The organism is Streptococcus minor DSM 17118 (genome assembly GCF_000377005.1).
GTDB classification, from domain to species: domain Bacteria; phylum Bacillota; class Bacilli; order Lactobacillales; family Streptococcaceae; genus Streptococcus; species Streptococcus minor.
The window spans coordinates 33,834-59,435 of the sequence record NZ_AQYB01000028.1; the positions used below are offsets into that span (position 1 = coordinate 33,834).

The 25,602-nt window shown below is 39.2% G+C and carries 22 protein-coding genes and 1 other annotated feature; of the genes, 20 read left to right on the forward strand and 2 right to left on the reverse strand.

Annotated features, from left to right (window positions below; translation table 11 throughout):
• The first annotated feature begins 2 nt into the window (after positions 1 to 2).
• The 7 genes from F602_RS0103055 (at position 3) to F602_RS0103085 (ending at position 10,908) form a co-directional block, all read left to right on the forward strand.
• Positions 3 to 1,415 (forward strand): glycosyltransferase, encoded by a 1,413-nt coding sequence (locus F602_RS0103055; protein ID WP_026183280.1) that lies wholly within the window; start codon positions 3 to 5, stop codon positions 1,413 to 1,415.
• Positions 1,412 to 3,160: a rhamnan synthesis F family protein gene (locus F602_RS0103060; protein WP_018166491.1), complete on the forward strand. Its 1,749-nt coding sequence runs from the start codon at positions 1,412 to 1,414 to the stop codon at positions 3,158 to 3,160. Before F602_RS0103055 ends, F602_RS0103060 begins: the two co-directional genes overlap by 4 nt.
• A gap of 161 nt (positions 3,161 to 3,321) precedes the next feature.
• A complete protein-coding gene (locus tag F602_RS0103065; protein WP_018166492.1) occupies positions 3,322 to 5,688 on the forward strand; it encodes an LTA synthase family protein in 2,367 nt (788 codons plus the stop codon).
• Between the two features lie 16 nt (positions 5,689 to 5,704).
• Positions 5,705 to 7,471 carry a hypothetical protein gene (locus F602_RS0103070; protein ID WP_018166493.1) on the forward strand — a complete coding sequence of 589 codons (1,767 nt, stop codon included), beginning with the start codon at positions 5,705 to 5,707 and terminating at the stop codon, positions 7,469 to 7,471.
• Positions 7,468 to 8,397 carry a glycosyltransferase family 2 protein gene (locus F602_RS0103075; RefSeq protein ID WP_018166494.1) on the forward strand — a complete coding sequence of 310 codons (930 nt, stop codon included), beginning with the start codon at positions 7,468 to 7,470 and terminating at the stop codon, positions 8,395 to 8,397. The genes F602_RS0103070 and F602_RS0103075 overlap by 4 nt, the downstream gene beginning before the upstream one ends.
• A 63-nt stretch (positions 8,398 to 8,460) precedes the next feature.
• On the forward strand, positions 8,461 to 10,080 hold the full coding sequence (locus F602_RS0103080) for an LTA synthase family protein (protein ID WP_018166495.1): 1,620 nt from the start codon (positions 8,461 to 8,463) through the stop codon (positions 10,078 to 10,080).
• A 339-nt stretch (positions 10,081 to 10,419) separates the two neighbouring features.
• Complete coding sequence (locus F602_RS0103085) at positions 10,420 to 10,908, forward strand: EbsA family protein (protein ID WP_018166496.1); 489 nt, start codon at positions 10,420 to 10,422, stop codon at positions 10,906 to 10,908.
• Here F602_RS0103085 and F602_RS0103090 read toward each other — a convergent pair.
• The gene (locus tag F602_RS0103090) at positions 10,897 to 11,091 is read right to left on the reverse strand and encodes a ferredoxin (RefSeq protein WP_018166497.1); all 195 of its coding nucleotides are present in this window, start codon (positions 11,089 to 11,091) and stop codon (positions 10,897 to 10,899) included. The two genes, F602_RS0103085 and F602_RS0103090, sit on opposite strands and share 12 nt — an antisense overlap.
• Before the next feature lie 50 nt (positions 11,092 to 11,141).
• On the opposite strand from F602_RS0103090, the gene F602_RS0103095 reads away from it, so the two are divergent.
• The 5 genes from F602_RS0103095 (at position 11,142) to rplT (ending at position 13,649) form a co-directional block, all read left to right on the forward strand.
• Positions 11,142 to 11,615 carry an SAG1386/EF1546 family surface-associated protein gene (locus F602_RS0103095; RefSeq protein WP_018166498.1) on the forward strand — a complete coding sequence of 158 codons (474 nt, stop codon included), beginning with the start codon at positions 11,142 to 11,144 and terminating at the stop codon, positions 11,613 to 11,615.
• Between the two features lie 11 nt (positions 11,616 to 11,626).
• Positions 11,627 to 12,304 (forward strand): (d)CMP kinase, encoded by a 678-nt coding sequence (gene cmk / locus F602_RS0103100; RefSeq protein WP_018166499.1) that lies wholly within the window; start codon positions 11,627 to 11,629, stop codon positions 12,302 to 12,304.
• Between the two features lie 26 nt (positions 12,305 to 12,330).
• Positions 12,331 to 12,456: a sequence feature (ribosomal protein L20 leader region), on the forward strand.
• 16 nt (positions 12,457 to 12,472) lie between these two features.
• Positions 12,473 to 13,003: a translation initiation factor IF-3 gene (gene infC, locus F602_RS0103105; RefSeq protein ID WP_018166500.1), complete on the forward strand. Its 531-nt coding sequence runs from the start codon at positions 12,473 to 12,475 to the stop codon at positions 13,001 to 13,003.
• A gap of 32 nt (positions 13,004 to 13,035) precedes the next feature.
• Positions 13,036 to 13,236 (forward strand): 50S ribosomal protein L35, encoded by a 201-nt coding sequence (gene rpmI / locus F602_RS0103110; protein ID WP_018166501.1) that lies wholly within the window; start codon positions 13,036 to 13,038, stop codon positions 13,234 to 13,236.
• A 53-nt stretch (positions 13,237 to 13,289) separates the two neighbouring features.
• On the forward strand, positions 13,290 to 13,649 hold the full coding sequence (rplT, locus tag F602_RS0103115; protein ID WP_018166502.1) for a 50S ribosomal protein L20: 360 nt from the start codon (positions 13,290 to 13,292) through the stop codon (positions 13,647 to 13,649).
• A gap of 231 nt (positions 13,650 to 13,880) precedes the next feature.
• Here the strand turns inward: rplT and F602_RS0103120 are convergent, their stop codons facing one another.
• Positions 13,881 to 16,064, reverse strand: a complete 2,184-nt coding sequence (locus F602_RS0103120; RefSeq protein ID WP_018166503.1) for an LTA synthase family protein — start codon at positions 16,062 to 16,064, stop codon at positions 13,881 to 13,883.
• A 120-nt stretch (positions 16,065 to 16,184) separates the two neighbouring features.
• Here F602_RS0103120 and F602_RS0103125 point away from each other — a divergent pair, with 120 nt between their 5' ends.
• From F602_RS0103125 to F602_RS0103160, 8 genes are all read left to right on the forward strand, one after another.
• Complete coding sequence (locus F602_RS0103125; RefSeq protein ID WP_018166504.1) at positions 16,185 to 17,348, forward strand: class I SAM-dependent rRNA methyltransferase; 1,164 nt, start codon at positions 16,185 to 16,187, stop codon at positions 17,346 to 17,348.
• Positions 17,345 to 18,016 (forward strand): type I 3-dehydroquinate dehydratase, encoded by a 672-nt coding sequence (aroD, locus tag F602_RS0103130; RefSeq protein ID WP_018166505.1) that lies wholly within the window; start codon positions 17,345 to 17,347, stop codon positions 18,014 to 18,016. Before F602_RS0103125 ends, aroD begins: the two co-directional genes overlap by 4 nt.
• Before the next feature lie 3 nt (positions 18,017 to 18,019).
• Positions 18,020 to 19,186, forward strand: coding sequence for a chorismate synthase (aroC, locus tag F602_RS0103135; RefSeq protein ID WP_018166506.1), 1,167 nt, complete (start codon positions 18,020 to 18,022; stop codon positions 19,184 to 19,186).
• 34 nt (positions 19,187 to 19,220) lie between these two features.
• Positions 19,221 to 20,327, forward strand: coding sequence for a prephenate dehydrogenase (locus F602_RS0103140; RefSeq protein WP_018166507.1), 1,107 nt, complete (start codon positions 19,221 to 19,223; stop codon positions 20,325 to 20,327).
• 25 nt (positions 20,328 to 20,352) lie between these two features.
• Entirely contained in the window at positions 20,353 to 20,691 is a 339-nt protein-coding gene (locus F602_RS0103145) for a YlbF/YmcA family competence regulator (protein WP_018166508.1), read from the forward strand.
• Positions 20,692 to 20,997: 306 nt separating this feature from the next.
• Positions 20,998 to 22,395, forward strand: a complete 1,398-nt coding sequence (locus tag F602_RS0103150; protein WP_018166509.1) for a glycoside hydrolase family 1 protein — start codon at positions 20,998 to 21,000, stop codon at positions 22,393 to 22,395.
• A 10-nt stretch (positions 22,396 to 22,405) separates the two neighbouring features.
• Positions 22,406 to 23,512, forward strand: a complete 1,107-nt coding sequence (locus tag F602_RS0103155) for a DUF871 domain-containing protein (RefSeq protein ID WP_018166510.1) — start codon at positions 22,406 to 22,408, stop codon at positions 23,510 to 23,512.
• A gap of 77 nt (positions 23,513 to 23,589) precedes the next feature.
• Entirely contained in the window at positions 23,590 to 25,602 is a 2,013-nt protein-coding gene (locus tag F602_RS0103160; protein ID WP_018166511.1) for a BglG family transcription antiterminator, read from the forward strand.

Consider the following 25,602-nt stretch of genomic DNA (forward strand, 5'->3'; position numbering starts at 1 on the left):
CTATGATGACAGAGCCTCTTGTTTCGATTCTCTGTACTGTTTATAACAAGGAGCCTTGGCTGGCTCAGACCATCGAGAGCTTCTTGGCACAAGAACGGGATTTTCCGATTGAAATCCTTTTGATAGATGACGCTTCAACAGATGGTTCCAAAGCCATTATTGCAACCTATCAGGAAGAGTACCCAGATTTGATTCGAACCTTTTACAATCAAGAAAACCAAGGAATTGCTAAAACATGGGTGTCTATTTGCCAAGAAGCGCGTGGTCACTATATCGCCCGTTGTGATGGCGATGATTTCTGGCTAGATAAGCAAAAGTTGAAAAAACAACTCTCCCTCCTAGCAGATAATCCTCAGGCTAAGTGGTCTAATACAGATTTCGATGTGTACAATGAATATGGTGAACTCGTATCGCAAGCTGGTTTCGAAAATGGTTTTATTCCTTTAGCTGACACTTTTGAAAAAATGTTGGCGACTCGTGGTTTTACCATGGCCTCGACTTGGTTAGTGGAGCGAGAATTGATGCTAGAGGTCAACGCTGAGTTAGATTTGACCACTTCAGACGATACTTTCAATCTGCAGATGGATCTCTTTCAGCGGACAGAGTTGGCTTATTTGCCAGAAGCAACAGTGGCTTATGTTATCAATCAGGGTTCGGATTCTAGGCCTAAGGATTTTAACAGTATTGTTCGACGGTTCAATACATTGTTGCAAACTCAAAACCAGTATCTGGATAAATACCCAAATAGTGATTACCGGGAAATGCTCCGAATTCTCCTAGATCGAAATAATCGTTATGAACTAGAATTGACCAAACGGGAGGGTAGCCTTAGTCAAGTCGGAATAGAGAATGTGACGATCTACCTCAATCGTGGAGGAAAAGGTTTCAATCAAGAGGATATCTTGCAGTTTCCACTGGCTCAGTCTGACGCTATCGATTTTCAACTGCCAGATGATTGCTCCATGATACGAGTAGATTTATCTGAAATTCCTAATTTTTTCAAAGAAGTACACCTCATTTCCAAACTTGGACAGACCGATATTTTACCAGAGTTTACAAATGCGATTGTACTAGGAGATGCTTATATCTTCCCGAATCGGGATCCTCAAATGCTTTTCACGATACCAGTTGATCTTTTTGGACGAGATTTGCAACTTAAGTATGAAATCTATGAAGTAGATGATATCCATTCGGATGATTATATTGGTAAGATTTTAGCTCAGGATTTCTTAGATGCTAAAGCTAAAATCCGGCAATTACAACGTGATCAACTGAAGTTTGAAGCTGCTCTTCGTACTGTTGAAACACAACAAAAAGATATAGAGGAATTAACCCGTCTGTATAATTCGGTGATTTGTTCCAGACGTTGGACTATTCCGACAAAAATTATCAATTTTTTCAGGAGAAAAAAATGAAACGTTTACTCTTGTATGTGCATTTTAATAAATTCAATGACCTCAGTTCACATGTGGAATACCAACTGACGCAGATGCGCCCACTGTTTTCAAAACTAGTCTTTATTTCAAATAGTAGCTTATCAGACCAAAAAAGAGATGAATTGCTTGAAAAAGGTTTGATTACAGATTTTCTCCAAAGAGAAAATACTGGCTTTGACTTTGCAGCCTGGCGTGATGGTATGCACTGGATTGGTTTTGATTTCCTTAAAGATTATGACTCTGTTACTCTCATGAATGATACCTGCTTTGGGCCTCTTTGGGATATAAAGGAAGTTTATAATCGTTTTGAAGCAGATCCGGAGACAGATTTTTGGGGAATGACCAATTTTCGGGCGAATCAGCAGTTTAAGGAACATTTACAAAGTTACTATCTGTCATTTTCACGACGTGTTGTTCAGTCAGAAGCATTTCAACAGTTTTGGATTGGTGTCAAAAATTATAGTGATGTGCAGGATGTAATAAACAATTACGAAACCCAGGTAACGACAAACTTGACGGATGTGGGCTTCAAATACAAGGCTGTTTTTGACACAGTAGATGCTGATACAACGGGAATGCTGCATCCTGATTTTTCTTACTACAATCCAACAGCCATTCTCAAACATCAAGTCCCTTTTATCAAGGTTAAAACTATTGATGCCAACCAGCACATCATTCCTTATGTCTTAGATGAAATCGAGAGAAAAACAGACTACCCAGTAGAACTCATCATCTCTCACATGTCCAAGATCAACTATCCTGATTTCAAATACCTCTTAGCCAGAAAATACCTCAAGGCAGCTCAAACGGACTTCTCAGGTAATAAAACAGTAGCGGTACATTTGCACGTCTTCTATACGGATCTCTTGCAGGAGTTTTTGGATGCTTTTAAATACTTTGATTTTTCCTATGATCTCTTTATTACTACGGATATAGAGACCAAGCGTACAGAAATCGAAAGTATTTTAGAGAAGAACCAAGTCAATGCTCAGATTTTTGTCACAGGCAATATTGGTCGTGATGTCTTGCCTATGCTCAAATTAAAAGAGCAGTTGCAACATTATGACTATGTCGGACATTTTCATACTAAAAAATCCAAAGAAGCAGATTTTTGGGCTGGTGAATCTTGGCGTAAAGAGTTAATCGATATGCTGATTTTGCCAGCTAATACCGTTCTAGCAAATTTTGAAGAAAAAGCAGATTTGGGGCTAGTCATTGCTGATATTCCGACGTTCTTCCGTTACAATAAGATTGTTGATGCTTATAATGAACATCAGATTGCTCCAGCTATGAATGACCTATGGGAGAGGATGGGGATGACCAAAACTATTGATTTCAATAGTCTCCATACCTTTGTCATGTCCTACGGCACCTATGTCTGGTTTAAATACGATGCTCTCAAACCTCTTTTTGACTTAGATTTGACAGACCGAGATGTGCCATCAGAGCCTCTGCCACAAAATTCTATCCTTCATGCCATCGAGCGCTTGCTCGTTTATGTCGCATGGGATAGAAACTATGACTTTCATATTTCAAAAAACCCAATCGATTTGACTCCTTTTATTGATAATAAATTACTGAATGAGCGGGGTGATGCTTTACCCCATACTTATGTTAATTTTGATCATTTAGGCGGTATAAAAGGTGCGGCCAAGTATATCTTGATTGGCCCAGCACGTGCTCTTAAGTATATTGTTAAACGATTGATACGAAAGGTAAAATAATTGTCATTCAGACATTTACTGAATCATATATTATAAAAATGTTATATATAAAAATATTTGAAAATCAAGAATTTAAAAAGTATTTTTGGGGAGCACTCTCTGTTCTCCTAGTTGCACTATCTCTCATCACAATAGTCCTCCACTTATTTTTAATACACTTTATGACAGGTTCAGAAAAGGCTGCTGAATATTTCGAACCAGTTCAGGCGGGCTTCTATATGGCCTCTACCCTATCTGTTGTGATGTGTGCTTGGTTCGTCAGTAAGGAAATAAAGGTAAGTTACCTTTATAAATTGGCTGGACTATACTTGACCTATCTCATTGGCTCTTATTTTCTGACAACAACACTTAACCTGAATAACGGCTCTTTTCGTTTTTCTAATTTCTCCAAGAACGGTTTCTTTCAATTCAATTTTCTATTACCCCTTATAATGATATTGGGTCTAGGAATCAGTCTACAGTATTATACCCAATGGCTGAGGCAAAGATTTAACAAACCCATAATACAAACTACCAGTAAGTCTGAACTAACCCTTCATGGTTTAATGGCAGCTATACTGTTAACGGATGATTTGACTTTTCAGGTTATCAATCGCCTATATGGAGAGTATGTGCCCTCAAACCTGTTTGCATTATGTGTCCATCTAGTCATTTATATTGCTGCTTTATTGTTTCTTTATGGCATGCTTTCATATTTTTTTGTGAGTAGTGTTCATGCTATTTGGAATAATAAGCCTAATCTAGGGTTGGTTGTTAGTTCAAGTTTTCTATTTGGTCTCATCTTCAATTACTTCCTTCAATATGGTTTGCAAAAAGATGAGAGCCTCATGGAAATGTATATTTTTCCAGCAGCTACGACTTATCAGATAGGGTTGATTTTCATCCTTTCTTTAGTGCTATATTTTGTCGTCAATCGTTATTTATTCTCCACTTTTCTGATTATTGGATTTTGGACCATCATCTCTATTATCAATATTATTAAGATGGCTATGCGCAATGAGCCCCTCCTTTTAACCGATTTTAACTGGGTCAAGCAAATTGGTTTGGTGATAGACTTTGTAGAAACAACGTGGGTTATCAATATTGTACTCGGATTGAGTGTGATTTTTACTGCCTATTTAGCCTTGCATAAGCGTCTATTACCTGGAAAAATTTTTCCTGATATACGCTTACGTCTGTCGGGTCTTTTTGCTCTCTATATCCTTTTAACAAGTGGTTTTATAGTTTTTCAAAATGAAAAAAATCGACTGATCCAAGATGGAGTACCCGTTCTTTCACAACTCAATAACAATTATAATGCTTTTTGGTTAGACTTGTCTTATCACGCTCGCTACCGTTCTCTTTTATTTGTCTGGACCAAGCAACTGACAGCCAATGCTATTGAAAGACCTTCCGATTATAGCCAAAAACGAATGGAAGAAGTCGCAGAAAAATACAAGGGATTGGCTGAAGAAATAAATAAGAGCCGTTCTGAGGAATTGAATGAGCAAACTGTCATTTTTATACTGAGTGAAAGTTTTGCCGATCCAAATCGTTTAGATGGAATTTCTATTTCACAAGATATTATACCGAATATTGAGAAAATTATGGAAAAAAATACCAGTGGAACTATGAAATCAGATGGATATGGTGGCGGAACCGCCAATATGGAATGGCAAAGTTTAGTTGGCTTACCGATGTATAACATGTCAGAGAGTATTTCGACAATCAATACAGAAGTGGTTCCTAAAATGTCCTATATCCCTTCAATCAGTAATTTGTTTGAACCTGAAAATCGCGTGGTTATCCACCTAGGAGATGCAACAACTTATTTGCGAAATAGATTATATATAGATAAATTAGACTTTTCGACTTTCGTAGCTGAAAAAAATGGAACCAGTAAGGCGAAAGATTTTTATCGTTTAGGTTTTTTTCCAAGTGATCATTCTACCTATGAATCTGTTCTAAAAGCTATCGAAAATGAAAAGCATCAATTTTTTTCTGTCATTACCTACCAAAATCATATTCCTTATAACCACGGGGAACCATCCGAATTAGTGGCAACTGGGAAATCCTTTACTGAGGATGAAAATATCAGTCTAACTAGTTTTTCACGCTTAATGTACCATACAGATTTAGAAACACAGAGTTTTTTGGAACAATTATCACATTTAAAACAAAAGGTGACAGTTGTTTTTTATGGAGACCATCTACCAGGCTTTTATCCTAAGAGTCAATTTAAAAATATGCCAAATTCTCAATACGAGACGGACTACTTTATTTGGAGCAACTATCAGGAGGAAAAGTTAGACTATCCTTACATTACTTCCAATGATTTTCCTGCGGCTGTACTGGCACATACAAACTCTAAAGTATCACCTTACTATGCCCTGTTGACAAAAGTATTAGAAAAGGCTAATATCAGAGAAACTGATTATTCACCTGAACAACAGGAAGTTGCTGAGGATTTGATGCTTGTAGAATATGATTTGATTGAAGGTGAGGGCTATCTAAGCCAAGACAGTCATTTTTTTGAAATAAACAAATAATAAAGGGAGAATATTTATGGAAACATTGCAGAGACGAAATAGAAAAGAAAACGAAAAGCAATTTTGGAGCCGGTATCCGTACATTATATTAGCTATTTTTGCTATCGTTTTAACAGCAATCTCCTATGTTCCCATCAATACCAATAGCCAGATTTATGATTACCCATTTCACATGGCTAGAATTGTGGGACTTGCCCAATCAATAGCTAATGGAGATTGGCTTCCTAATTTGAATTACCTCTTTACTCATGGTTCTGGTTATGCAGTACCTATGTTTTATGGCAATGGTATTCTCTATCTCCCGGCATTAGTCTACCTCGTTACAAAGGTGGGAACCCTTGCTTATACAACTTACGCTTTTATTATCATTCTTGCGACAACCTGCACATCCTATTATAGTCTGTTCCAGATGACAGGAGATAAGGCTAAAGCTATTCTTTTTGGAATGACTATGGCGACTGTATTTCCTTACTTCGGTTTTGGGATGACTGCCGCCGTCCCATTTATTCCAATTTTAATTTACTGCATCTATAAAGTACTCTTTATGGAGCGTTTGAATCCGATTTTACTGGGTGTAACAGTTGGTCTTCTAGTGCAAACGCATGTGATTTCTACTCTTGTCTTGGCTATTTCATCAGCTATTATTGTTTTATTTAACATCCATCGGTTTACTTGGAGAAAACTCTTTTCTTTTCTAATTTCAGTTGCCATAGCTTTATCTTTATCCATTGGATATATTCTACAATATTTAGAACAGAATCGTTCACAGACTTTCTTTGTATCTTGGGGGTTACGGGACTATCCATTCCCAAGTCCAACTATTTTAGCGGCAGGTAATCTTTTCCAACTTTTGAAGAACTACTTTTTCCCACTCGCGTTAGTATTTTTGGTACTTGGTTTTATACTAATCAAGTATGTAAAACCCCTATCGCGAACGCTACTTTTTACAAGTCTGGTCTTACTTATTGCTGCGTCAGATATTTTACCATGGCAGTCTATTCTCCGTTTTACCTTTTTAACGGTCTTCCAATATACGACGCGTTTGATTTACTTTTTGCCAGCTTTTATTTTGATGGCACTCTTTCTTGCGGATATCAAATATTTGGACAAGGTACTGGCAGTTGTCCAAATTGGCTTTTATATCCTTACTGGACCACTCAGCTTTTTACCAAATGCAACCAATTACAAGGAGCGATATGGCCTATTAGCAACCAATATTGAAGTGATGCGGGCGCAAAACGCACAAGCCACCACTGCTTATACTCATCCGACAATAACAACTTACTGGTCATCAGGAAGCGAATATTTCAATTTGACTATTGATCATAAACATGTAGAAGACGGCACAATCAATCAATTTATATATGATCAAAGCCTGGTAGAGATTACAAATGTCCAGCAGGGTTATAATCATCTTGAATTTGATATTAGCTTATCAAATGAGGGAACAGAAGCATTAGTAGTTCTCCCACGTATTTGGTACAAGGGGTATGTAGCCGAATACTCAAATGGTGCTGATGGAACCCAGCCTGAGATTTCTTATGTTTCATTAACAGAGGAAGAACTCAAGCAGTATAAAGAAGCTCATAAACCTGCGGTGAAGACTAAAGCTTTATACGATGGTCGCGCAACTATAAATGTTACTAAAAGTGGTCATATCAGCATTCGATACAAAAAGACAAACATTCAGTGGATTGGTCTTATGTTAGAATGTTTCTTCTGGATTAGCCTGCTGAGTTTTTCGATTATTATGTATGTAAAGGAGAAAAAGAAAAGCCTATGAAAACATTATCAATCATCATTCCCTGTTACAATGAAGAAGAGACCATTCGACCATTTTTAGCAGCCACTCAAGATATAGAGGCTGCGATGGCAGACAAACTAGTATTTGACTATATCTTTGTCAATGATGGCTCAAAAGATGCGACCTTAAAGGTGCTGAGACAGGTTTCCAAAGAATATGACAATGTTCATTACCTTTCTTTTTCAAGAAATTTTGGGAAGGAAGCTGGACTTTTAGCTGGGTTAGAAGAAGCAGATGGTGACTTGATAACTGTGATGGATGCCGATTTACAAGATCCTCCGGAAATGTTGATAGATATGTATCAGAAAATCCAAGAAGGATATGATGTTGTTGGCACGAGACGAGCTGACCGCAAAGGGGAACCAGCTATTCGTTCATTTTTTGCCAAAATGTTTTATAAGATTATGAGCTCTGTTTCAGATACTGAGATGGTGGATGGGGCTCGTGACTTCCGTTTGATGACTCGACAAGTGGTGGATAGCATCCTCCAGCTTAATGAAGTCAATCGCTTTTCTAAAGGAATTTTTTCCTGGGTTGGCTTCAATGTGACCTACTTACCTTATGAAAATAGGGAGCGTGTAGCCGGAGAAACTTCTTGGAATTTTTTGAGCTTATTACGTTATTCCATCGATGGCTTTATCAACTTTTCGGAAGCCCCTCTTAATCTAGCCATTTGGGCAGGAATATTGTCCTTCTTTCTATCTATTTTAGGTATTGCTTTTGTAGTGATTCGAAAATTAACTATCGGTGGAAGTATCGCTGGATGGGCTAGTCTTGTAACGATTATCCTATTTATAGGTGGGGTACAGTTATTGGCACTAGGTATTATCGGTAAATATTTGGCCAAAATTTTTTTGGAAACCAAGAAAAGACCAGTGTATATCATAAAAGAAAAGAGTGAATAAAGGAAACTTTAATCACATCTTTTATTTCTAAAAAAATTATCCTCTTCTTAGGAGACGACTGACATGAAAACCTTTTTTGAAGGAAAGAAAGGCCGCCTATTTTTGGCTGGCAAATATCTTTTTTCAATTTTATTGACGATATTGGCTTATCAGACGATTAAAAATCCCTTTTATCTGCTAATCTCTTTGCTGGAGTTGGGCATCATCCTGCTGACGACCAACTGGCTCTTGAAGACCAATAGGGTGTTATCCTACGTTTTCAATATCCTGTTCATTTTTTTATTTAATATCCAACAAATGGTGATGTATTTTGGAGGTTCCTATACAACCCTGGTTATGGTAACCAATCTAGAATCTTTGGAATCTTTGAGTGGACGGATTGTTCCTATTTCCATTGGAGTTGTCTGCCTCATATTCTTTACATTCTTACCAGTCCAAAAGTTTTCTATCCCTAAATTTCGGACAACTTCATTACTCTCACTTTTTTTGATGGCGGAATTAGCCTTGACTTTCCTTTATGGGAATGCTTATTCTCCTCTTTTTGCAGTTTATCGATTGGGTCTGAGCGCAAAAGAGTATCGAGCTCAGATGGCCGCTATTGCAGAACAGCCCAATACAACAGCTTTTTTCTATAAAGATGATAATAAGCCGAGCCGTGATAAGCCAGAAAATTTGCCTGAGAAACCAAATATTGTCTTGATTTTCACTGAGGGATTATCTCAAAACATTATCGATGATAATCGCCAAGTGATGCCAACTGTTCAGGCTTTGCAACAAAAATCTTTGAATTTTGAAAATTACTACAATCATACTTTTGCAACCTACAGAGGCTTAATTGGGCAACTCTATTCGGGCTACCAGTTAAACAACTATGACACCAACAGCTTGATCTCTATTCAGGATATTTTAGCGGGTCAGGGTTACGCTACTAATTTCATCAATACTGAGCCGACGAATACTCAGTTTACTAGTTACCTAGAGAGTTTGAATTTCCAAAACGTGGTAACAGATGCCAAGATGGCAGATGGTATCAATGGTAGTTTAACTGATAAGACTGCCTTTAAGTTACTCTTCGAAACTATTGAAAAACAAGGGAAGTCAGAACAGCCATTCTTTACAAGCATCTATACATATGGAACACATATGAGTTTTGATTCGCCAGATAAAAAATTCGGCGATGGAAAACAAACTTTATTGAACCGTTTCTATAATTTTGACTATTATTTTAATGAATTCTTAGAAAAGTTTGAGAAGAGCTCACTTGCAGACAATACTATTTTAGTATTTACAGCAGATCATGCTACTTTTGAAGATAGTGATTTTAAGGCAGCCTATCCAGATTACCCACGTGCAAATGCTGATGTAGATAAGATGCCGTTGTTTTTCTACTATAAAGGGGTTCAGGCAGAAACTATCAACGCAGAAGGACGGAATTCTCTCAGTATGGCACCGACTCTTTTAGACTATATAGATATTGATCAGCCAAACTATTTCTTAGGCCAGTCACTGTTTTACTACAAGGAAAATAATAATTCCTTTGACACAGTTTTTCATGATAATGCCTATGTTCTTAGTACGGATTATGGAGAGATTGCGCCCTTATCGGAAACCAACCAACAGACAATAGAAGAACTACTGCAACGATACTTTGCTGCCAAGACTCAGGTACCTCAAAAACCATAGGTAACTGTATCTAATTCAGGATCTATTTGATAGGGCTATTTGTTTCAAATGGATCTGGGACTGAGTGATGACAAGATAACCAAAAAAGAAGCAGAATATTTATTTCAGAGACATGAAATCCATTCTGCTTCTTTTTGATGTCATCAGCAAGTTTTATATCACTTGACCTACAAAAATTAAACCAATGTCTGATTTCTTACACGATTGAAATTGGGAGTGCAGATCCTTGAGATAGGAAATCGGATGATAGATGTCAGATGGCTCTGAAAATTAACTGTAGTATTGATTTTGCCATATCCATTTGAACATTTTTGTGATAGAATAGAGAAGGAGGCACTCATGATTAAAATTTTTGGAAAGATCAGTTATCATTGGCAGCCAGAGTTATCTTGGGCCATCATATACTGGTCCTTATCACTGACACCGATGTTTATTGGATTGGCTCTTTTGTATGAGCGTTCTCAGATTTCGCTGGCTATTTTTGTGATGTTCATTCTTTTCATTCTGTTGATGGGGATAGGATTTCATCGATATTTTCGGATTGAGGAAAATCAACTTTATATCGCCTCTGCTAATCCATTTGCTAGCCGTAAAATCCAGATAAAAAGTATTTCTAAAATTGAAGTTACTATTTTGTTTATCAAAATCTTCTCAACAGCTTTTCCTGAAGGTAAGATTTTTTATATGCGCAAGTGGCCTAAAAAGTTTTTTATCAACGACTTGGTCAGAAATCCTCATTTTCAGGGAGAAATTGAACTAACTGACCATATGATTGCTCAAGATTATTTTGAGGAATACTATTCAGATGAGGCGAAATCAGTCCGCTAGAATAGCTTTAGTAGGACATGATTTGGCAGCTAGCAGGATAGCAGGATCATCTGGAAACTGGGCTTCTAGCTCGGCTTGATCAGCAAATATGACGATGCCGTCATCATCATAGTCAAAAACCTCAGAGTAGGTCTGGCAAAGTCCACAGGCAATACATTTTTCAGGAATTAATTGAATCTTCATATTGCCATTTTAAACAAGAATTATAAAAAATACAAGGAGAAATAGATTAAATGTCACAAGAACCGTGGAATGATGAAATTTATACTTCTGAAGAGAAAAGTAGAAGAAACAAAACAGGAAATAGTCCTATTGCAAGTAAGATTTTTACAGTGTTAGCAGTTCTTTTTCTGATTATTGTTGCGACGATAATCGGAGTTGCCATTTATTTATCAGGTGGTGGAAGCAATACCAATTCTACCGAGGAATTTTATAATACAAGCAATTCAAGCACTGTAGAGCAGAGTTCGGTGGCTGTGTCGGAACAAACTACAGTTGCTAGCACGCCTGAACAGAGTGAGAGCACTGAAGCAAGCACTGACCAAGCGCAAGAGGGTGAAACCATAACGGTCCAACCTGGAGAGGGTGTCGCAGCGATTGCAGCTCGAGCAGGGATTTCTATTGCAGAATTGGAACGTCTGAATCCTGAAAAAATGACAACAGGTTCTTGGTTGGCACACCCAGGAGATGTCGTTCGAATTAAGTAAGAGAGGAATATATGAGATCTATTCAAATCGCTATTGATGGGCCTGCCTCGAGTGGGAAATCCACAGTTGCAAAAATCATTGCCAAAAACTTAGGCTATACTTACCTTGATACAGGAGCTATGTATCGTTGTGCGACTTATCTAGCCCTAAAAAATAAGTTAACGAAGGATCAAGTTCCTACTCTCCTAAAAGAACTAGAAACCCATCCGATTTCCTTTAGTAAGGGAGATGACGGTAGTCAAAGGGTATTTCTTGGAGGTGATGATGTGACCTTGGCGATTCGTCAGAATGACGTAACCAATAATGTTTCTTGGGTATCTGCTCTGCCAGAGGTTCGTGAAGAATTGGTGGCGCAGCAGCAAAGAATTGCTGCGACAGGTGGCATTGTCATGGATGGCCGCGATATTGGAACAGTTGTTTTACCGGATGCGGATTTGAAAATTTTCCTGATTGCTTCAGTGGAAGAACGAGCTTTACGACGCTTCAAAGAAAACCAAGAAAAGGGAATTCCATCCGATTTAGAAACCCTCAAGGAAGAAATTGCAGCCCGTGACTTTAAGGATAGTAACCGCAAGGTTTCTCCCCTCAGGGCTGCTGATGATGCAATCACCTTTGATACGACTGGAGTATCCATCGATGGAGTAGTAGCTTTTATTTCAGAAAAAGCGAATGAAATTCTTGACAAGTAGGAAAAGTCTTGCTATACTAGTAACACTGAGAAAAGCAGAAGTGAGAGCTTCTCGCCTTGCGACTTCGGTTGTCTGGCCCTACATGTCAAATTTCCTTTAGGGAAGATTATGTGTGCGGGCTTGATTTATCAGGTCCGCCTTTGTTTTTCTCAAAAATAAAAAAATGAGGTGAAAGCCATAGCAAAGCAAGATTTGTTCATCAATGATGAAATTCGTGTGCGGGAAGTTCGTCTAATCGGTCTCGATGGTGAACAGTTAGGAATCAAACCGCTCAATGAAGCACAAGCATTAGCTGACAGTGCCAATGTTGATTTGGTATTGATTCAGCCACAAGCTAAGCCACCGGTTGCGAAAATTATGGACTACGGTAAGTTCAAATTTGAGTACCAGAAAAAACAAAAGGAACAGCGCAAAAAACAAAGTGTTGTGACTGTAAAAGAAGTTCGTCTGAGTCCTGTTATTGATAAGGGAGATTTTGAGACAAAACTTCGCAATGCCCGTAAATTCCTTGAAAAAGGAAACAAGGTCAAAGTATCTATCCGATTTAAGGGTCGGATGATTACGCACAAGGAAGTTGGAGCTAAGGTCTTAGCCGAGTTCGCTGAAGCAACACAAGATATTGCTATTATCGAACAACGTGCGAAGATGGATGGACGCCAAATGTTCATGCAACTAGCCCCAAATTCAGATAAAAAATAAGCTTTGAAAGCTAAGCTAAAAGGAGAATAAACATGCCAAAACAAAAAACACACCGCGCATCAGCTAAACGTTTCAAACGTACAGGTTCTGGTGGCTTGAAACGCTTCCGCGCCTTTACTTCACACCGTTTCCATGGTAAAACTAAGAAACAACGTCGTCACCTTCGTAAAGCAACTATGGTACATGCTGGTGACTTCAAACGCATCAAAGCTATGCTAACTCAAATGCGCTAATATTCAGCAGCATTTTAACTAGATTTAATTAGACACATTCGGAGGAAATAGAAATGGCACGTGTTAAAGGTGGCGTTGTTTCACGCAAACGCCGTAAACGTATTTTAAAATTAGCTAAAGGTTACTATGGAGCAAAACATCTCTTGTTCCGTACTGCTAAAGAGCAAGTAATGAACTCTTACTACTACGCATACCGCGATCGTCGTCAGAAAAAACGCGACTTCCGTAAATTGTGGATTACGCGTATCAATGCAGCTGCTCGTATCAATGGATTGTCTTATTCACAATTGATGCACGGTTTGAAATTGGCTGAGATCGAAGTGAACCGCAAAATGCTTGCTGACTTGGCAGTAAATGATGCAGCAGCATTTGCAGCATTGGCTGATGCAGCAAAAGCAAAATTGGGTAAGTAATTTAAACGATTTTCTTACATGAGTCTGAGCTTAGAACTAAAAGAGCAAGGATATTAGAAAACTTGGACGTGTTCCAAGTTTTTCTTTTAGTCTTATAGAATAAGCATTTCAGTTTAGAACTACTCACCTCATCATTTCACAAGTAGAGCGACTATTGTCATCTTGTAAGAGTTAGATTTTTTGGGATGCTCTTATTTTTATAAAACATATCAAAAAAAAGAATAGGTTCGCCTATTCTTTTTTGCTTGGTGTGGTCGTAGTTGTGCTGTCCGAAACAGAACCTCCAGTAGTATCATTTTCTGGCTTATTTCCATAAAGGGCTTGATAACTTGGTGAGTTGAAGAGGTCGATAGTAGATTTTTTACCATTACGACTATAGATACTAGTGGATTTTTCTCCTAGCTTTTCTTCGATAGCTATTTCTGCTTCTAAAGATTGGATATAGGAGAATTGACTGATATCAAGTGGAGGTAAATCATTTTTCTTGAAGCGAATCAGGTCTCCTGTCTGGATAGCGTCACTAGCAGCAAGTTGTGCATTTGCAGCTGCTTCTACAGCTTCGACTTCTTTTTGGGTTGTTTCATCCGGGTTGGTGATTTCCTGTCCGTTTTCAGTATAATACAACTTACCACCATAGCTAGTGTATTTCGGTGTGATGAAAGAGCCTGAAGTGCGAGTAGCTACAATTTGACTATGATCTGGAGAAAGGAGGTCCTGTCCGACTTGAAGATATTGTTTTGAATCAACACCCAGTAAGTGCTCCAAGGTTGGGAGGCCATCAACTGCACCACCGTAGGTTTCGATGATACCGCCTTTATCTGTACCAGGAACAACAATCATATAAGGAACACGTTGCAACATGGCATTGTCATAATCCGTCCAGGTTTCAGAGTCTTTGCCCAGTAAGGGTGCAAGGTCAGGGTTTCGAGAGTTTGAGATACCGTAATGGTCTCCATAAAGTATAATAATTGAATTTTCGTAGATACCTGTTGCTTTCAAATAATCAAAGAATGACTTGATAGATGCATCTAGATAGTTAGCGGTAGCAAAGTAACCATTGATGGTTTCATCTTTGGTTTCAGCTAGTGGAAACCCGATTTCGTCACCAATGAGGCTGGTCGTATAGGGATAGTGATTGGAGACAGTGATGAACTTGGTATAGAAAGGTTGTTGGAGCCGCTCCAGATACTGGATAGAATCCGCGAACATAATCTTATCATTCAAGCCATATTGAAAGGAATTTTCCTCTGTAGCTGGTGAGAAGTAAGATTGGTCAAAGAAGTAGTTATACCCCCAGCTTTTATAGGTATTGTTACGGTTCCAAAAGCTAGCCGAATTTCCGTGGAAGACAGCTGAGGTGTAGCCTCCATTTTGAGAGAGGATGTAGGGAGCAGCTTGTTGGGTGTTGCTACTACCATACTGTACCATGAAGGAGCCTTGATTGAGACCAAATAGGGATGTTTCCAACAGGGTTTCTGCATCAGATGTTTTTCCTGCCTTAACCTGATGAAAAAAGTTAGGGAAGGAAAACGTAGATTTAGAATGGTAGAGAGAGTTTAGGAAAGGAGTTACTTCATACTCCTTGTCTCCAACTTTTAATTTATAGTCAATGATAAATTGCTGTAAACTTTCTAAGTGTAGGTAGATAACATTTCGTCCCTTTGCCAAACCAAAGAACTCTGGATTTGGAGCAGCATAATGTTGGTCAATATAAGCCTGGACAGGCTCCAAATCTTTGGCAGTAGCCTCTGAGCGATCCCTGTGAGCAGAATAGGTCTGATTGGCATTGTAGCCTAAAAAAGCTGGAAGACCAAGGGCGCGGACAATGTAAGTATTGGAAAAGCCGCGGGATAATAATTCGGGGCGATCAATTTCTGCTAGAAAGAGGTTGGCTGAAAAGAGCATAACAGATAGAGCTGTGACAGCAAAACTAGCTCTCTTGTTAAAGGCTTTTGTATCAAACTTTAATTTTCTACGAATCGCTAGGAAAATCAAGATAAAGAAATCAAGGAAATAGATAATATCTGTCCAGCGAAAGAGCTTGATAGCAGCTTCCCCCAGACCAGCTGACACACTTGAGCTGGCCATCATGGTGGAGATGGAGATGTAATCTGTAAATTCCCGATAGTAGATCGAATTTGAAAAAAGCCAGACAAAGAGCACAAAGTAAATCAGGCTAGAAGTGATGTAAAATGCCTTTGTATGTTTAATATAGAGGGCGGCCCCTATTAAGAGAAGGGCAACTGGTACAGGATTGATAAAGGCAATGAAATTTTGATAGAAACCTTTTGTATCTAGGTTAAAATCAATCAGATAAGCCCACAAGGTCTTTAACCAGTAAATACTAACCAGTGTTAATACGAAGCCTAGGCGAGACTGGAGAAACTCGACTAGGTTGAATGTTGTTTTTTTCACGAAAAAGTCCTCGTACATGTTCCTTTGTAAAGATTACTCCATTATATCATATTTTTAAATTATCCTTCAAATAGGAATGTTTTTTTGAGAAGTAGGCTGATTTTTGATATAATAAAAACTATGAATACAGTCAGGGTCAGCCGAATTGCAGAAAAGAAAATCAAGCAGGGAATTTGTATTTTGGATGGGGTGGACTTAAAGGAGCAAAACCTATCCAATACAGTGGTAAAACTAGTTTCTGAACAAGGAAAATTTTTGGGAACAGCCTACCTTTCACAACAGAATAAGGGAGTCGGCTGGTTGGTGAGTCGCGCAGCAATAGAGCTCAATCAGACTTTCTTTGAAGATGTTCTGCACCAAGCTAAACTCAAACGCCAAACCTTTCATGATTCCGAATGGACAACAGCCTACCGAGTCTTTAACCAAGATGGGGATGGTTTTGGTGGATTGAGCATTGATCTGTACAATGATTATGCGGTCTTTTCCTGGTACAATCCATTTGTATACTCCATCAAGGAAAGGATTGTAGATGCTTTTAGAGTGGTGTACCCGGAGATTCAGGGAGCTTATGAAAAAATTCGCTTCAAGGGAGTCGATTATGACTCGGCTCATTTATATGGGCAGGAAGCGCCATCTACCTTTACGATTTTTGAAAATGGTGTTGCCTACAAAGTTTTTTTAAATGATGGCTTGATGACTGGTATTTTCTTAGACCAACATGAAGTCCGTGCCAGTTTGGTTGACGGGTTAGCAACTGGAAAATCCTTGCTCAATATGTTCTCCTATACAGCGGCATTTTCTGTGGCAGCAGCCATGGGAGGGGCTCGTCAAACAACTTCGGTGGATTTAGCCAAGCGCTCTAGAGAACTATCGCAAGCCCATTTTGATGCTAATAGATTAGAGATGGACCATCACCAACTGGTGGTTATGGATGTCTTTGATTATTTTAAGTATGCAAAACGCCATGGTCTGTATTTTGATGTGATTGTACTGGACCCACCTAGTTTTGCCCGTAATAAAAAGCAAACTTTTTCGGTAGCCAAAGATTATCATAAACTAATCGCTCAGTCTTTGGACATTCTATCGCCAGCAGGAATAATTATTGCCTCAACGAATGCCTCCAATGTGAGCCTTGAGCGCTTTAAAAAAGAAATTGAAAAAGGCTTTGTGGGTGTTAAACACCAGTATCTAGCCAATTATCGCCTACCCAGCGATTTTGTTTACAATAAAAATGATGAAAGTAGTAATTACCTCAAGGTCTTTACAATACAGGTACAAAAATGAAAATTGTAGTTCCAATAATGCCAAGAAATGTAGCGGATGTGGAAGCAATTGATCTGGACCGACTGGCAGATGCAGATATCATCGAATGGCGAGCAGATTTTTTGCCTAAAGAAGAGATTTTGAAAGTGGCTCCAGCAGTTTTTGAAAAGTTTCTGGGTCGGGAATTGGTTTTCACCATTCGGACCAAGGCAGAGGGTGGTCATATCGAGCTAACTGACCAGGAATATGTAGCCCTTATCAAGGAAGTAGCAGCTCTTTACCATCCTGATTTTATTGATTTTGAATATTACAGCCATAAGGACGTCTTTGATGAGATGTTAGATTTCCCAAATTTAGTTCTCAGCTACCATAATTTTCAAGAAACTCCGGAGAACTTTTTGGAAATTATGTCTGAGTTAACCAGTTTGTCTCCGGCTATGGTCAAGATGGCAGTGATGCCCAAAACAGAACAGGACGTTCTGGATGTGATGAACTATACACGTGGATTTAAGACTTTGAATGCTGAGCAAGCCTACGCTACAATGTCTATGGGGGAGCTGGGCACTTTGACCCGTCTATCTGGTCGTATCACCGGATCCTGCTGGACTTTTGCCAGTCTGGATGAGGCTAGTGCGCCAGGTCAACTACCTTTGGGTACACTAAAGAAGTTTTTAGAAGTATTGGAGTAGGCAATGAGATATTTAACTGCAGGAGAGTCACACGGTCCTCGTTTGACCGCCATTATTGAAGGAGTACCCGCGGGTCTTCCCTTGACAGCTGAGGATATCAATGTTGACTTGAAGCGTCGTCAAGGTGGTTATGGTCGTGGTGGTCGGATGAAAATTGAGTCTGATCAGGTAGAAATTACCGCTGGGGTACGCCATGGGAAAACGACGGGTGCTCCCATAACCCTTCATGTTATCAACAAGGATCACCAGAAATGGTTGGATATCATGGCTGTTGAGGACATTGAAGACCGTTTGAAATCTAAGCGTAGAATCACTCGTCCGCGACCAGGCCATGCCGATTTGGTGGGTGGTATGAAGTATCGCTTCGATGATTTGCGCAATTCTTTAGAGCGTTCTTCTGCTCGTGAAACGACCATGCGAGTAGCTATCGGTGCGGTTGCAAAGCGGATTTTGGCAGAATTGGACATCGAGATTGCTAACCATGTCGTGGTCTTTGGTGGTAAAGAAATAGATGTGCCAGATGGCTTGACTGTCTCACAAATCAAAGAATTGGCCCAAGAATCTGAAATCTCAGTAGTCAATCAAGACCGTGAAGATGAAATCAAGGCCTATATTGACCAAATCAAGCGTGAGGGTGATACTATCGGTGGTGTTATTGAGACAGTAGTTGGAGGAGTACCAGTCGGACTAGGTTCTTTTGTCCAATGGGATAAAAAGTTGGATGGTAAGCTGGCTCAAGCTGTTGTTTCTATCAATGCTTTCAAGGGTGTTGAATTTGGTGCTGGTTTCAAAGCAGGTTATCGTCGCGGTTCAGAGATTATGGATGAGATTCTCTGGAATGAGCACGAAGGCTACACACGTCGTACCAACAATCTAGGTGGTTTTGAGGGTGGTATGACCAATGGACAGCCACTGGTGATTCGTGGCGTCATGAAACCCATCCCGACGCTTTACAAGCCTTTGATGTCAGTTGACATTGAGACACATGAGCCCTATAAGGCTACCGTTGAACGGTCTGATCCAACAGCACTTCCGGCAGCAGGTGTGGTCATGGAGTCTGTTGTAGCAACTGTTATCGCAACAGAAATATTGGAGAAGTTCTCATCTGATAACTTGGAAGAGTTGAAAGAAGCAGTAGCTGCTCACCGAGACTATGTCAAATATTTCTAATATCAGAACGTAACAGACAAAGATGGGAGAAGTCATGAGTCAAAAAACAGTGTACATTGTTGGCCTAGGACTAATTGGTTCTTCTTTGGCTCTGGGCATTCGACGTGATCATCCCGATTACCGAATTTTAGGTTATAATCGGAGTAGAAAATCTCGCGACATTGCCTTGGAAAAAGGCTTTGTTGATGAGGCGACAGATAGGTTTGCTCTTTTTGCTAGTCAGGCTGATGTCATTATTCTGGCTGTCCCGATTGAGCAGACCATTGACTTTATCAAAGAATTGGCTCAGATCCCGCTCAAAAGTATGGTTCTAGTGACAGATGCAGGTTCAACTAAACTGGCTATCTGTCAGGCTGCTGATGCGTATTTGAAGCCCGCTGGTATCAATTTTATTGGTGGTCATCCCATGGCTGGGAGTCATAAGTCAGGAGCGATTGCAGCAGATGTTAATCTGTTTGAGAATGCCTACTATATCTTTACCAAAACTGCGGCCACGAAGAAAGATGCTCTGCCGCGTTTGACAGATCTCTTGTCTGGTCTACATGCCCGTTTTATCGAAATCGATCCTCAGGAGCATGACCGAGTGACAAGTCAGGTATCTCATTTTCCACATGTCCTAGCTTCTAGTCTGATGAATCAGGCGGGAGATTATGCTTTTGAGCATCCCTTTACCAATAATTTTGCAGCTGGTGGTTTTCGAGATATGACAAGGATTGCAGAAAGTGAGCCTGGTATGTGGACCAGCATTCTCATGACCAATCCTGATGCTGTTCTAGAAAGGATTTCCGAATTTCAAAGTCGTCTAAATGAGATAGCAGATGCTATTCGTCTACGGGATTCTGAACATATCTGGAATTTTTTTGACAAGGGGCGTCAGACACGAAAAGAGATGGAAATCCACAAACGGGCAGGTGTAGATAGTTTCTACGATATTTATATCAATGTTCCTGACCAGGAAGATGTCATCCTAGAGATTTTAGAACTTTTGAGAGGAATATCAGTAGTCAATATTCGCATTAACGAGGAAAACAGAGAAGATATTGCTGGTATTTTGCAAATTACTTTCAAAACAAGAGAAGACTTGGACCGAGCTTTCCAAGTGATTCGAGACCATACACCGTATCAGGTAACCATTACATAAGTTTTATTTTAAGAGGAGAAAGACGATGACACAAAATATCTATGATTTAGCAAATGAATTGGACCGTTCAATCCGATTGTTGCCAGAGTACAAAGCAGTCGAAGAAGCAAAACTTGCTATCGAAGGTGATGCAGAGGCCAAGCTTATTTTTCAGGATTATCTAGCCTTTCAAACAGAACTGCAAGGTCTCATGCAGGCAGGTCAAATGCCTAGTCCAGATGTGCAAAACCGCATGGAAGAAATCAGTAAAAAGGTGCAAGAAAATAGTCTATTGGCAGTTTATTTTGCCAAGCAACAGCAATTGTCAATTTATATGGCAGATTTGGAGAAGATTATTTTTAGTCCTTTAAGAGACTTACTGTAAAGAGAAAGCTGATCTTTGATTACTTTTGTAAAAGGAACTCTTTAGATGAATCTAGAGTTCCTTATTTTTATAAATCCTGGCTAGTGAGCTAATTTGGTTTTACAATAAAGATAAGAGAATCATTATGAAGTTTAAAAATTAGACTAGTCTGTATAAATCAAGGCCATAGAGAAAAAACAGTCGATTGACTGTTTTTCTTTTATCCTATTTTCCTTAATAATGTGGAAAAAGTCTTTGTTTGGAAGGGTTTACTTTCTCTTCTATTGTGCCTATAATGGTGATAACTAAGAAAAAAGGAGACATCTTATGGCAGTTCCAACTGAAACTTTTTATCAGTTTCCAGAGGGTTTTCTCTGGGGTAGTTCCACTTCTGGTCCACAAACCGAAGGAACAGTTGAGGGTGATGGTAAATCAATGAGCAACTGGGATTACTGGTACAGCATTGCACCAGAAAAATTTCATGCTCAGATTGGTCCTAAGGATACTTCAACCTTTTACAAAAACTATAGGAAAGACATCAGCCTGTTGAAGGAAACAGGGCATACAGTTTTTCGTACCTCTATCCAGTGGTCACGCTTGATTCCAAAAGGAACAGGAGAGGTAAACCAGCAAGCCGTTGCATTTTACAGAGAAGTCTTTTCAGAGATTAAAAAGCAAGGGATTCAGTTAATCGTCAATTTGTACCATTTTGACTTACCTTATTGTCTGCAAGAAATCGGTGGCTGGGAAAATAAGGAAATAGTCTACGCCTTTGAAGCCTATGCTCGCACCTGCTTCGATTTGTTTGGTGATATCGTAGATACTTGGATTACTTTTAATGAACCAATTGTCCCCGTAGAATGTGGTTATTTAGGAGAGTATCACTATCCTTGTAAGGTTGATATGAAGGCAGCCGTTCAGGTTGCTTATCATACGCAGCTAGCTAGTTCCTTAGCTGTGAAAGCTTGCCATGACATAAATCCTCACCATAAAATTTGTATCGTTCTCAATTTAACACCTGCTTATCCAAGAAGTGAAAGTTCAGAAGATAAAACAGCTGCTCGCTTAGCAGAACTCTTCCAGACAAAGAGCTTCCTAGATCCGTCTGTTTTGGGGACATATCCAGAAGAACTGATTTCTATCGTAAAAGAACATGACCTGTTACCAGAATGGACTCAAGAGGAATTGGATATCATCAAAGAGAATACTGTTGATTTTCTAGGTGTCAATTATTATCAACCCTTGCGCGTGCAGGCTCCAAGTGCTGATTCAAAAGAAAAACTTACCTTGGACTCTTTCTTTGCACCATATGATATGCCTGGCAAAAAAATCAATCCACATCGTGGTTGGGAAATCTACGAAAAAGGTATTTACGACATCGGCATCAATTTGAAAGAACATTATGGCAATATCGAATGGCTGGTGACAGAAAATGGTATGGGTGTTGAAGGAGAAGAGAAATTTAGAAAAGATGGTGTCATTGAGGATGACTACCGAATTGAATTTATCGAGGATCACTTAATTGAACTACACCGTGCTATACAGGATGGCAGCAACTGCAAGGGCTACATGCTGTGGACTTTCATTGATTGCTGGTCTTGGTTGAATGCTTATAAAAACCGCTATGGATTGGTAGAACTCAACTTGGAAAGCCAAGAACGAATCATCAAAAAATCAGGTTACTGGTTTAAGGAATTAAGCCAGAATAATGGTTTTAGAAAGTAGGAAATTCCCCATGGTCACACTTGGTTTCTCTATCTATCCTGAAAAACATTCTTTAGACAAATCTTTAGCTTACATCGAACAACTTGCCCAATATGGAGCAAAGCGGATGTTTATCAGTTTGTTACAGTTTAGCGAAGAGAGTCAATCCATCATAGACCTGTATCGTCGAATCATTGCCTGTGCAAATGATAAAGGAATCGAGGTTGTGGCAGATATTAGCCCTGACTTTATTGCTAATAACAACTGGACTGGTCAGATTATATCCAAGGCAAAAGATATTGGATTGGCGGGAGTTCGGTTGGATGAAGCTCTTCCTTTGGATGAAATAGTGTCGCTGACACACAATGCCTACAATCTCAAGATAGAACTCAACTCTAGCACGGATAAACAGCTTCTTTTAGACTTGATAGATGCAGGGGCTAACATTGAAAACTTGATTTGTTGTCATAATTTTTATCCTCATGAATTTACAGGCTTGTCTAGAGCACATTTTATGGACATGTCCCGATTTTATCATGAGCACCGCTTGGTTTCATCCGTTTTTGTTAGCTCTCATACCGCAACAGAAGGCCCCTGGCCAGTTACTGAAGGTTTGCCTACTCTGGAAGAATTGCGTCATGTTCCGATTTGGGTACAGGCTGAAGTCTTAAAAGCGACAGGCTTCTTTGACAACATTATCATTTCTAATCAATTTATTGACGAAGAAGAATTGGCAATATTGGCTGAGACTCTTCATCGGGAAGAATTGGTTCTGGAATATGAAACCAGCCTTTCTTTGACAGATGTGGAACAACAAATCATGGATTTTCACCATGTCTACAGAGGTGATATTTCAGAATATGTGATTCGCTCAACTTGGCCACGGGTTCACTATGCTAGTGAATCCATTCCACCAAGAAATCATGAAAAAAATGTCCAGCGTGGCACGATTATGATTGACAATGATCTCTATACTCGCTATAAGGGAGAATTACAAATTGCCTTGAAGACATTTTCCGTCAGTGAAAAAACCAACCCAGTAGGGCAGCTAACTGAGGAGAGTCTCTTGATTTTAGACTTTATGAAGCCTGAGCAATCCTTCTTTTTACGAAAAAAATCTTACACTAAACTTCATTAATGATACGGAAAAAATACTTACCACAGATTCCATTAAGTTTGATACAATATATAGTATAAGAGTGAATGGAAGTATGGATGGCCATGTTATCAAAAAAAGAAATGAGTATTGTGGAAGTCCTGCTCAAATACCAGGGAGTCTACATTAGCAGTCAAGAGCTAGCAGATGCTGTAGGCTATAGTGATAGGACGGTTCGTAAATATTTAAAGTCTTTAGAAAATATTTTAAAAGAACACGGAGCCCATCTTTCGTCCAAACAGGGCAAGGGAACACAATTTTGGATAAGTGATTCTGTAGCCTTCGATACTTTCTGGATTGAGGAAAAAGGTCATCACAAGGCAGTATCAGATGTGACAAAATTAGAGGTTGGGGATGACCGCAAACGATACATCATCAATAAATTGTTTTTTGAAGGTGGACCATGTAGCCTAGCTAATCTATCTAAGGAATTGTATATTAGCAAAACCAGTGTTTCGCAACTGATAGCAGACATTCGGGAGATGATAGCAGGTTATCACTTAACTTTAGAGACTGAGCACCATCGCCTCCAAGTTTATGGCAAGGAAAAGGATATTCGGCATTTTATTAAAGATTATTTCTTTTTAGATAGCTTTAATGGTTCAGTTTTCTCTTTGATAGGCGATGAGTTACTAGAAAAAGTACAGTTATCTGAAATTATCCATATCGTCATCAACCATACTCGTAATGCAGATTTGAAGTTGGCAGACTTTGTCCTTCATAATCTGATTCTTCACATAGCTTTAGCTGTTAAGCGATTAAAAATTTCCAGCCCCGTCTATTCCTTGAGTGGTTTTGCACATTTACGCAATAGTCAAGAATATCGGGTCGCTCAAGCCATCATTGGGGACCTGGAAGAAAAATTAGCAATTTCTTTCCCCGAGCAGGAAGTGGTTTATATCACCACGCATCTACGTTCTGCGGGTAATATTTTAGATGATTCTGATGAAGCATCTGCTGCCCTTGAGAGCTTAGAAGACCATATCCAGTCTGCTTTAGTAGGTATTGGGAAAGAATTGAGTCTGCCACTTGAGGAGGACCATCACCTTATCAATAATCTAAAAGCTCATTTTACGCCTTTTCTATCTCGTTTGCACAACCATGTCCAATTTTCTAATCCCTTAACAGAGGAAATTCAAGCAGAATATGGCCCTGTTCTAGACGTGATTAAGGCTCACTTTCTCAAGCTACCTGAGCTAGAACCATATGATATTAAAGATGATGAATGGGTTTATATTGCTCTTCATATTCTTGCTACGATTGAAAAACTCAATCACCAGCAAAGAAAAAGAGTCCTGGTTGTTTGCGCAACAGGTGTTGGTAGTGCCCGGATGTTGAAAAATCGACTGGAAAGAGAATTCTCAAGAGAAATTGAGATAGAAGATGTGGTTAGTTATTTTGATTTGGCTCAACATAATCTTCAAAATGTTGATTTGATTATTTCTTCAGTTGATTTAACTGGTCTCCTCTTTTTGGTTCCTGTTGTTCAGGTCGGTGTACTTTTAAACCAAAAAGATATTGAGAAGATAAGAACAAAGCTGACGAGTATTGTTGTTAAACCTCGGTTGGCAGCGAGTAGTCCATCAGAGTTTTTAGAACAAACAGATCAACAATTGGAAATGATCTTTCGCAAAGAACAATTTCTGGTCTTTGAGGAGAAGATTTCTAAGCAAAAAGCTCTTGATGCTATGATTGGTCAACTGAAAGAAGCTGATGGTGAGGAGTTTATCGAGGCCTTTAAGCAACAATTGCAATTGCGAGAACGCCTAAGTCCTGTTGTATTTGCAGATATTTTAGCCTTTCCACATCCTGCCAAGCCACTCAGTATCCAAGAGCAGATTGTCGTTGCGGTTTTTAAAGAACCCCTGATGTGGGATGAGCACTCATCTCGGGTACAATTTGTTTTTCTGATTTCCCCATCCATGAGCCGCAACCAAGTATTAAAAGAAGTTTCTCCCAAGTTGGTTGATTTTGTAGAGGATACATCCCTACAAAGAAAGCTACTGGAGAATCCAACTTTTGAAACCTTAAAAAATATATTTATTCCCTTGCTGAGGGGAGGAGGTAAATAA

Coding starts and splice junctions, on each gene's coding strand:
- F602_RS0103055 (WP_026183280.1), top strand. CDS start 3: ATGATGACAGAGCCTCTTGTTTCGATTCTCTGTACTGTTTATAACAAG.
- F602_RS0103060 (WP_018166491.1), top strand. CDS start 1,412: ATGAAACGTTTACTCTTGTATGTGCATTTTAATAAATTCAATGACCTC.
- F602_RS0103065 (WP_018166492.1), top strand. CDS start 3,322: ATGACAGGTTCAGAAAAGGCTGCTGAATATTTCGAACCAGTTCAGGCG.
- F602_RS0103070 (WP_018166493.1), top strand. CDS start 5,705: ATGGAAACATTGCAGAGACGAAATAGAAAAGAAAACGAAAAGCAATTT.
- F602_RS0103075 (WP_018166494.1), top strand. CDS start 7,468: ATGAAAACATTATCAATCATCATTCCCTGTTACAATGAAGAAGAGACC.
- F602_RS0103080 (WP_018166495.1), top strand. CDS start 8,461: ATGAAAACCTTTTTTGAAGGAAAGAAAGGCCGCCTATTTTTGGCTGGC.
- F602_RS0103085 (WP_018166496.1), top strand. CDS start 10,420: ATGATTAAAATTTTTGGAAAGATCAGTTATCATTGGCAGCCAGAGTTA.
- F602_RS0103090 (WP_018166497.1), bottom strand. CDS start 11,091: ATGAAGATTCAATTAATTCCTGAAAAATGTATTGCCTGTGGACTTTGC.
- F602_RS0103095 (WP_018166498.1), top strand. CDS start 11,142: ATGTCACAAGAACCGTGGAATGATGAAATTTATACTTCTGAAGAGAAA.
- cmk (WP_018166499.1), top strand. CDS start 11,627: ATGAGATCTATTCAAATCGCTATTGATGGGCCTGCCTCGAGTGGGAAA.
- rpmI (WP_018166501.1), top strand. CDS start 13,036: ATGCCAAAACAAAAAACACACCGCGCATCAGCTAAACGTTTCAAACGT.
- rplT (WP_018166502.1), top strand. CDS start 13,290: ATGGCACGTGTTAAAGGTGGCGTTGTTTCACGCAAACGCCGTAAACGT.
- F602_RS0103125 (WP_018166504.1), top strand. CDS start 16,185: ATGAATACAGTCAGGGTCAGCCGAATTGCAGAAAAGAAAATCAAGCAG.
- aroD (WP_018166505.1), top strand. CDS start 17,345: ATGAAAATTGTAGTTCCAATAATGCCAAGAAATGTAGCGGATGTGGAA.
- aroC (WP_018166506.1), top strand. CDS start 18,020: ATGAGATATTTAACTGCAGGAGAGTCACACGGTCCTCGTTTGACCGCC.
- F602_RS0103140 (WP_018166507.1), top strand. CDS start 19,221: ATGAGTCAAAAAACAGTGTACATTGTTGGCCTAGGACTAATTGGTTCT.
- F602_RS0103145 (WP_018166508.1), top strand. CDS start 20,353: ATGACACAAAATATCTATGATTTAGCAAATGAATTGGACCGTTCAATC.
- F602_RS0103150 (WP_018166509.1), top strand. CDS start 20,998: ATGGCAGTTCCAACTGAAACTTTTTATCAGTTTCCAGAGGGTTTTCTC.
- F602_RS0103155 (WP_018166510.1), top strand. CDS start 22,406: ATGGTCACACTTGGTTTCTCTATCTATCCTGAAAAACATTCTTTAGAC.
- F602_RS0103160 (WP_018166511.1), top strand. CDS start 23,590: ATGGCCATGTTATCAAAAAAAGAAATGAGTATTGTGGAAGTCCTGCTC.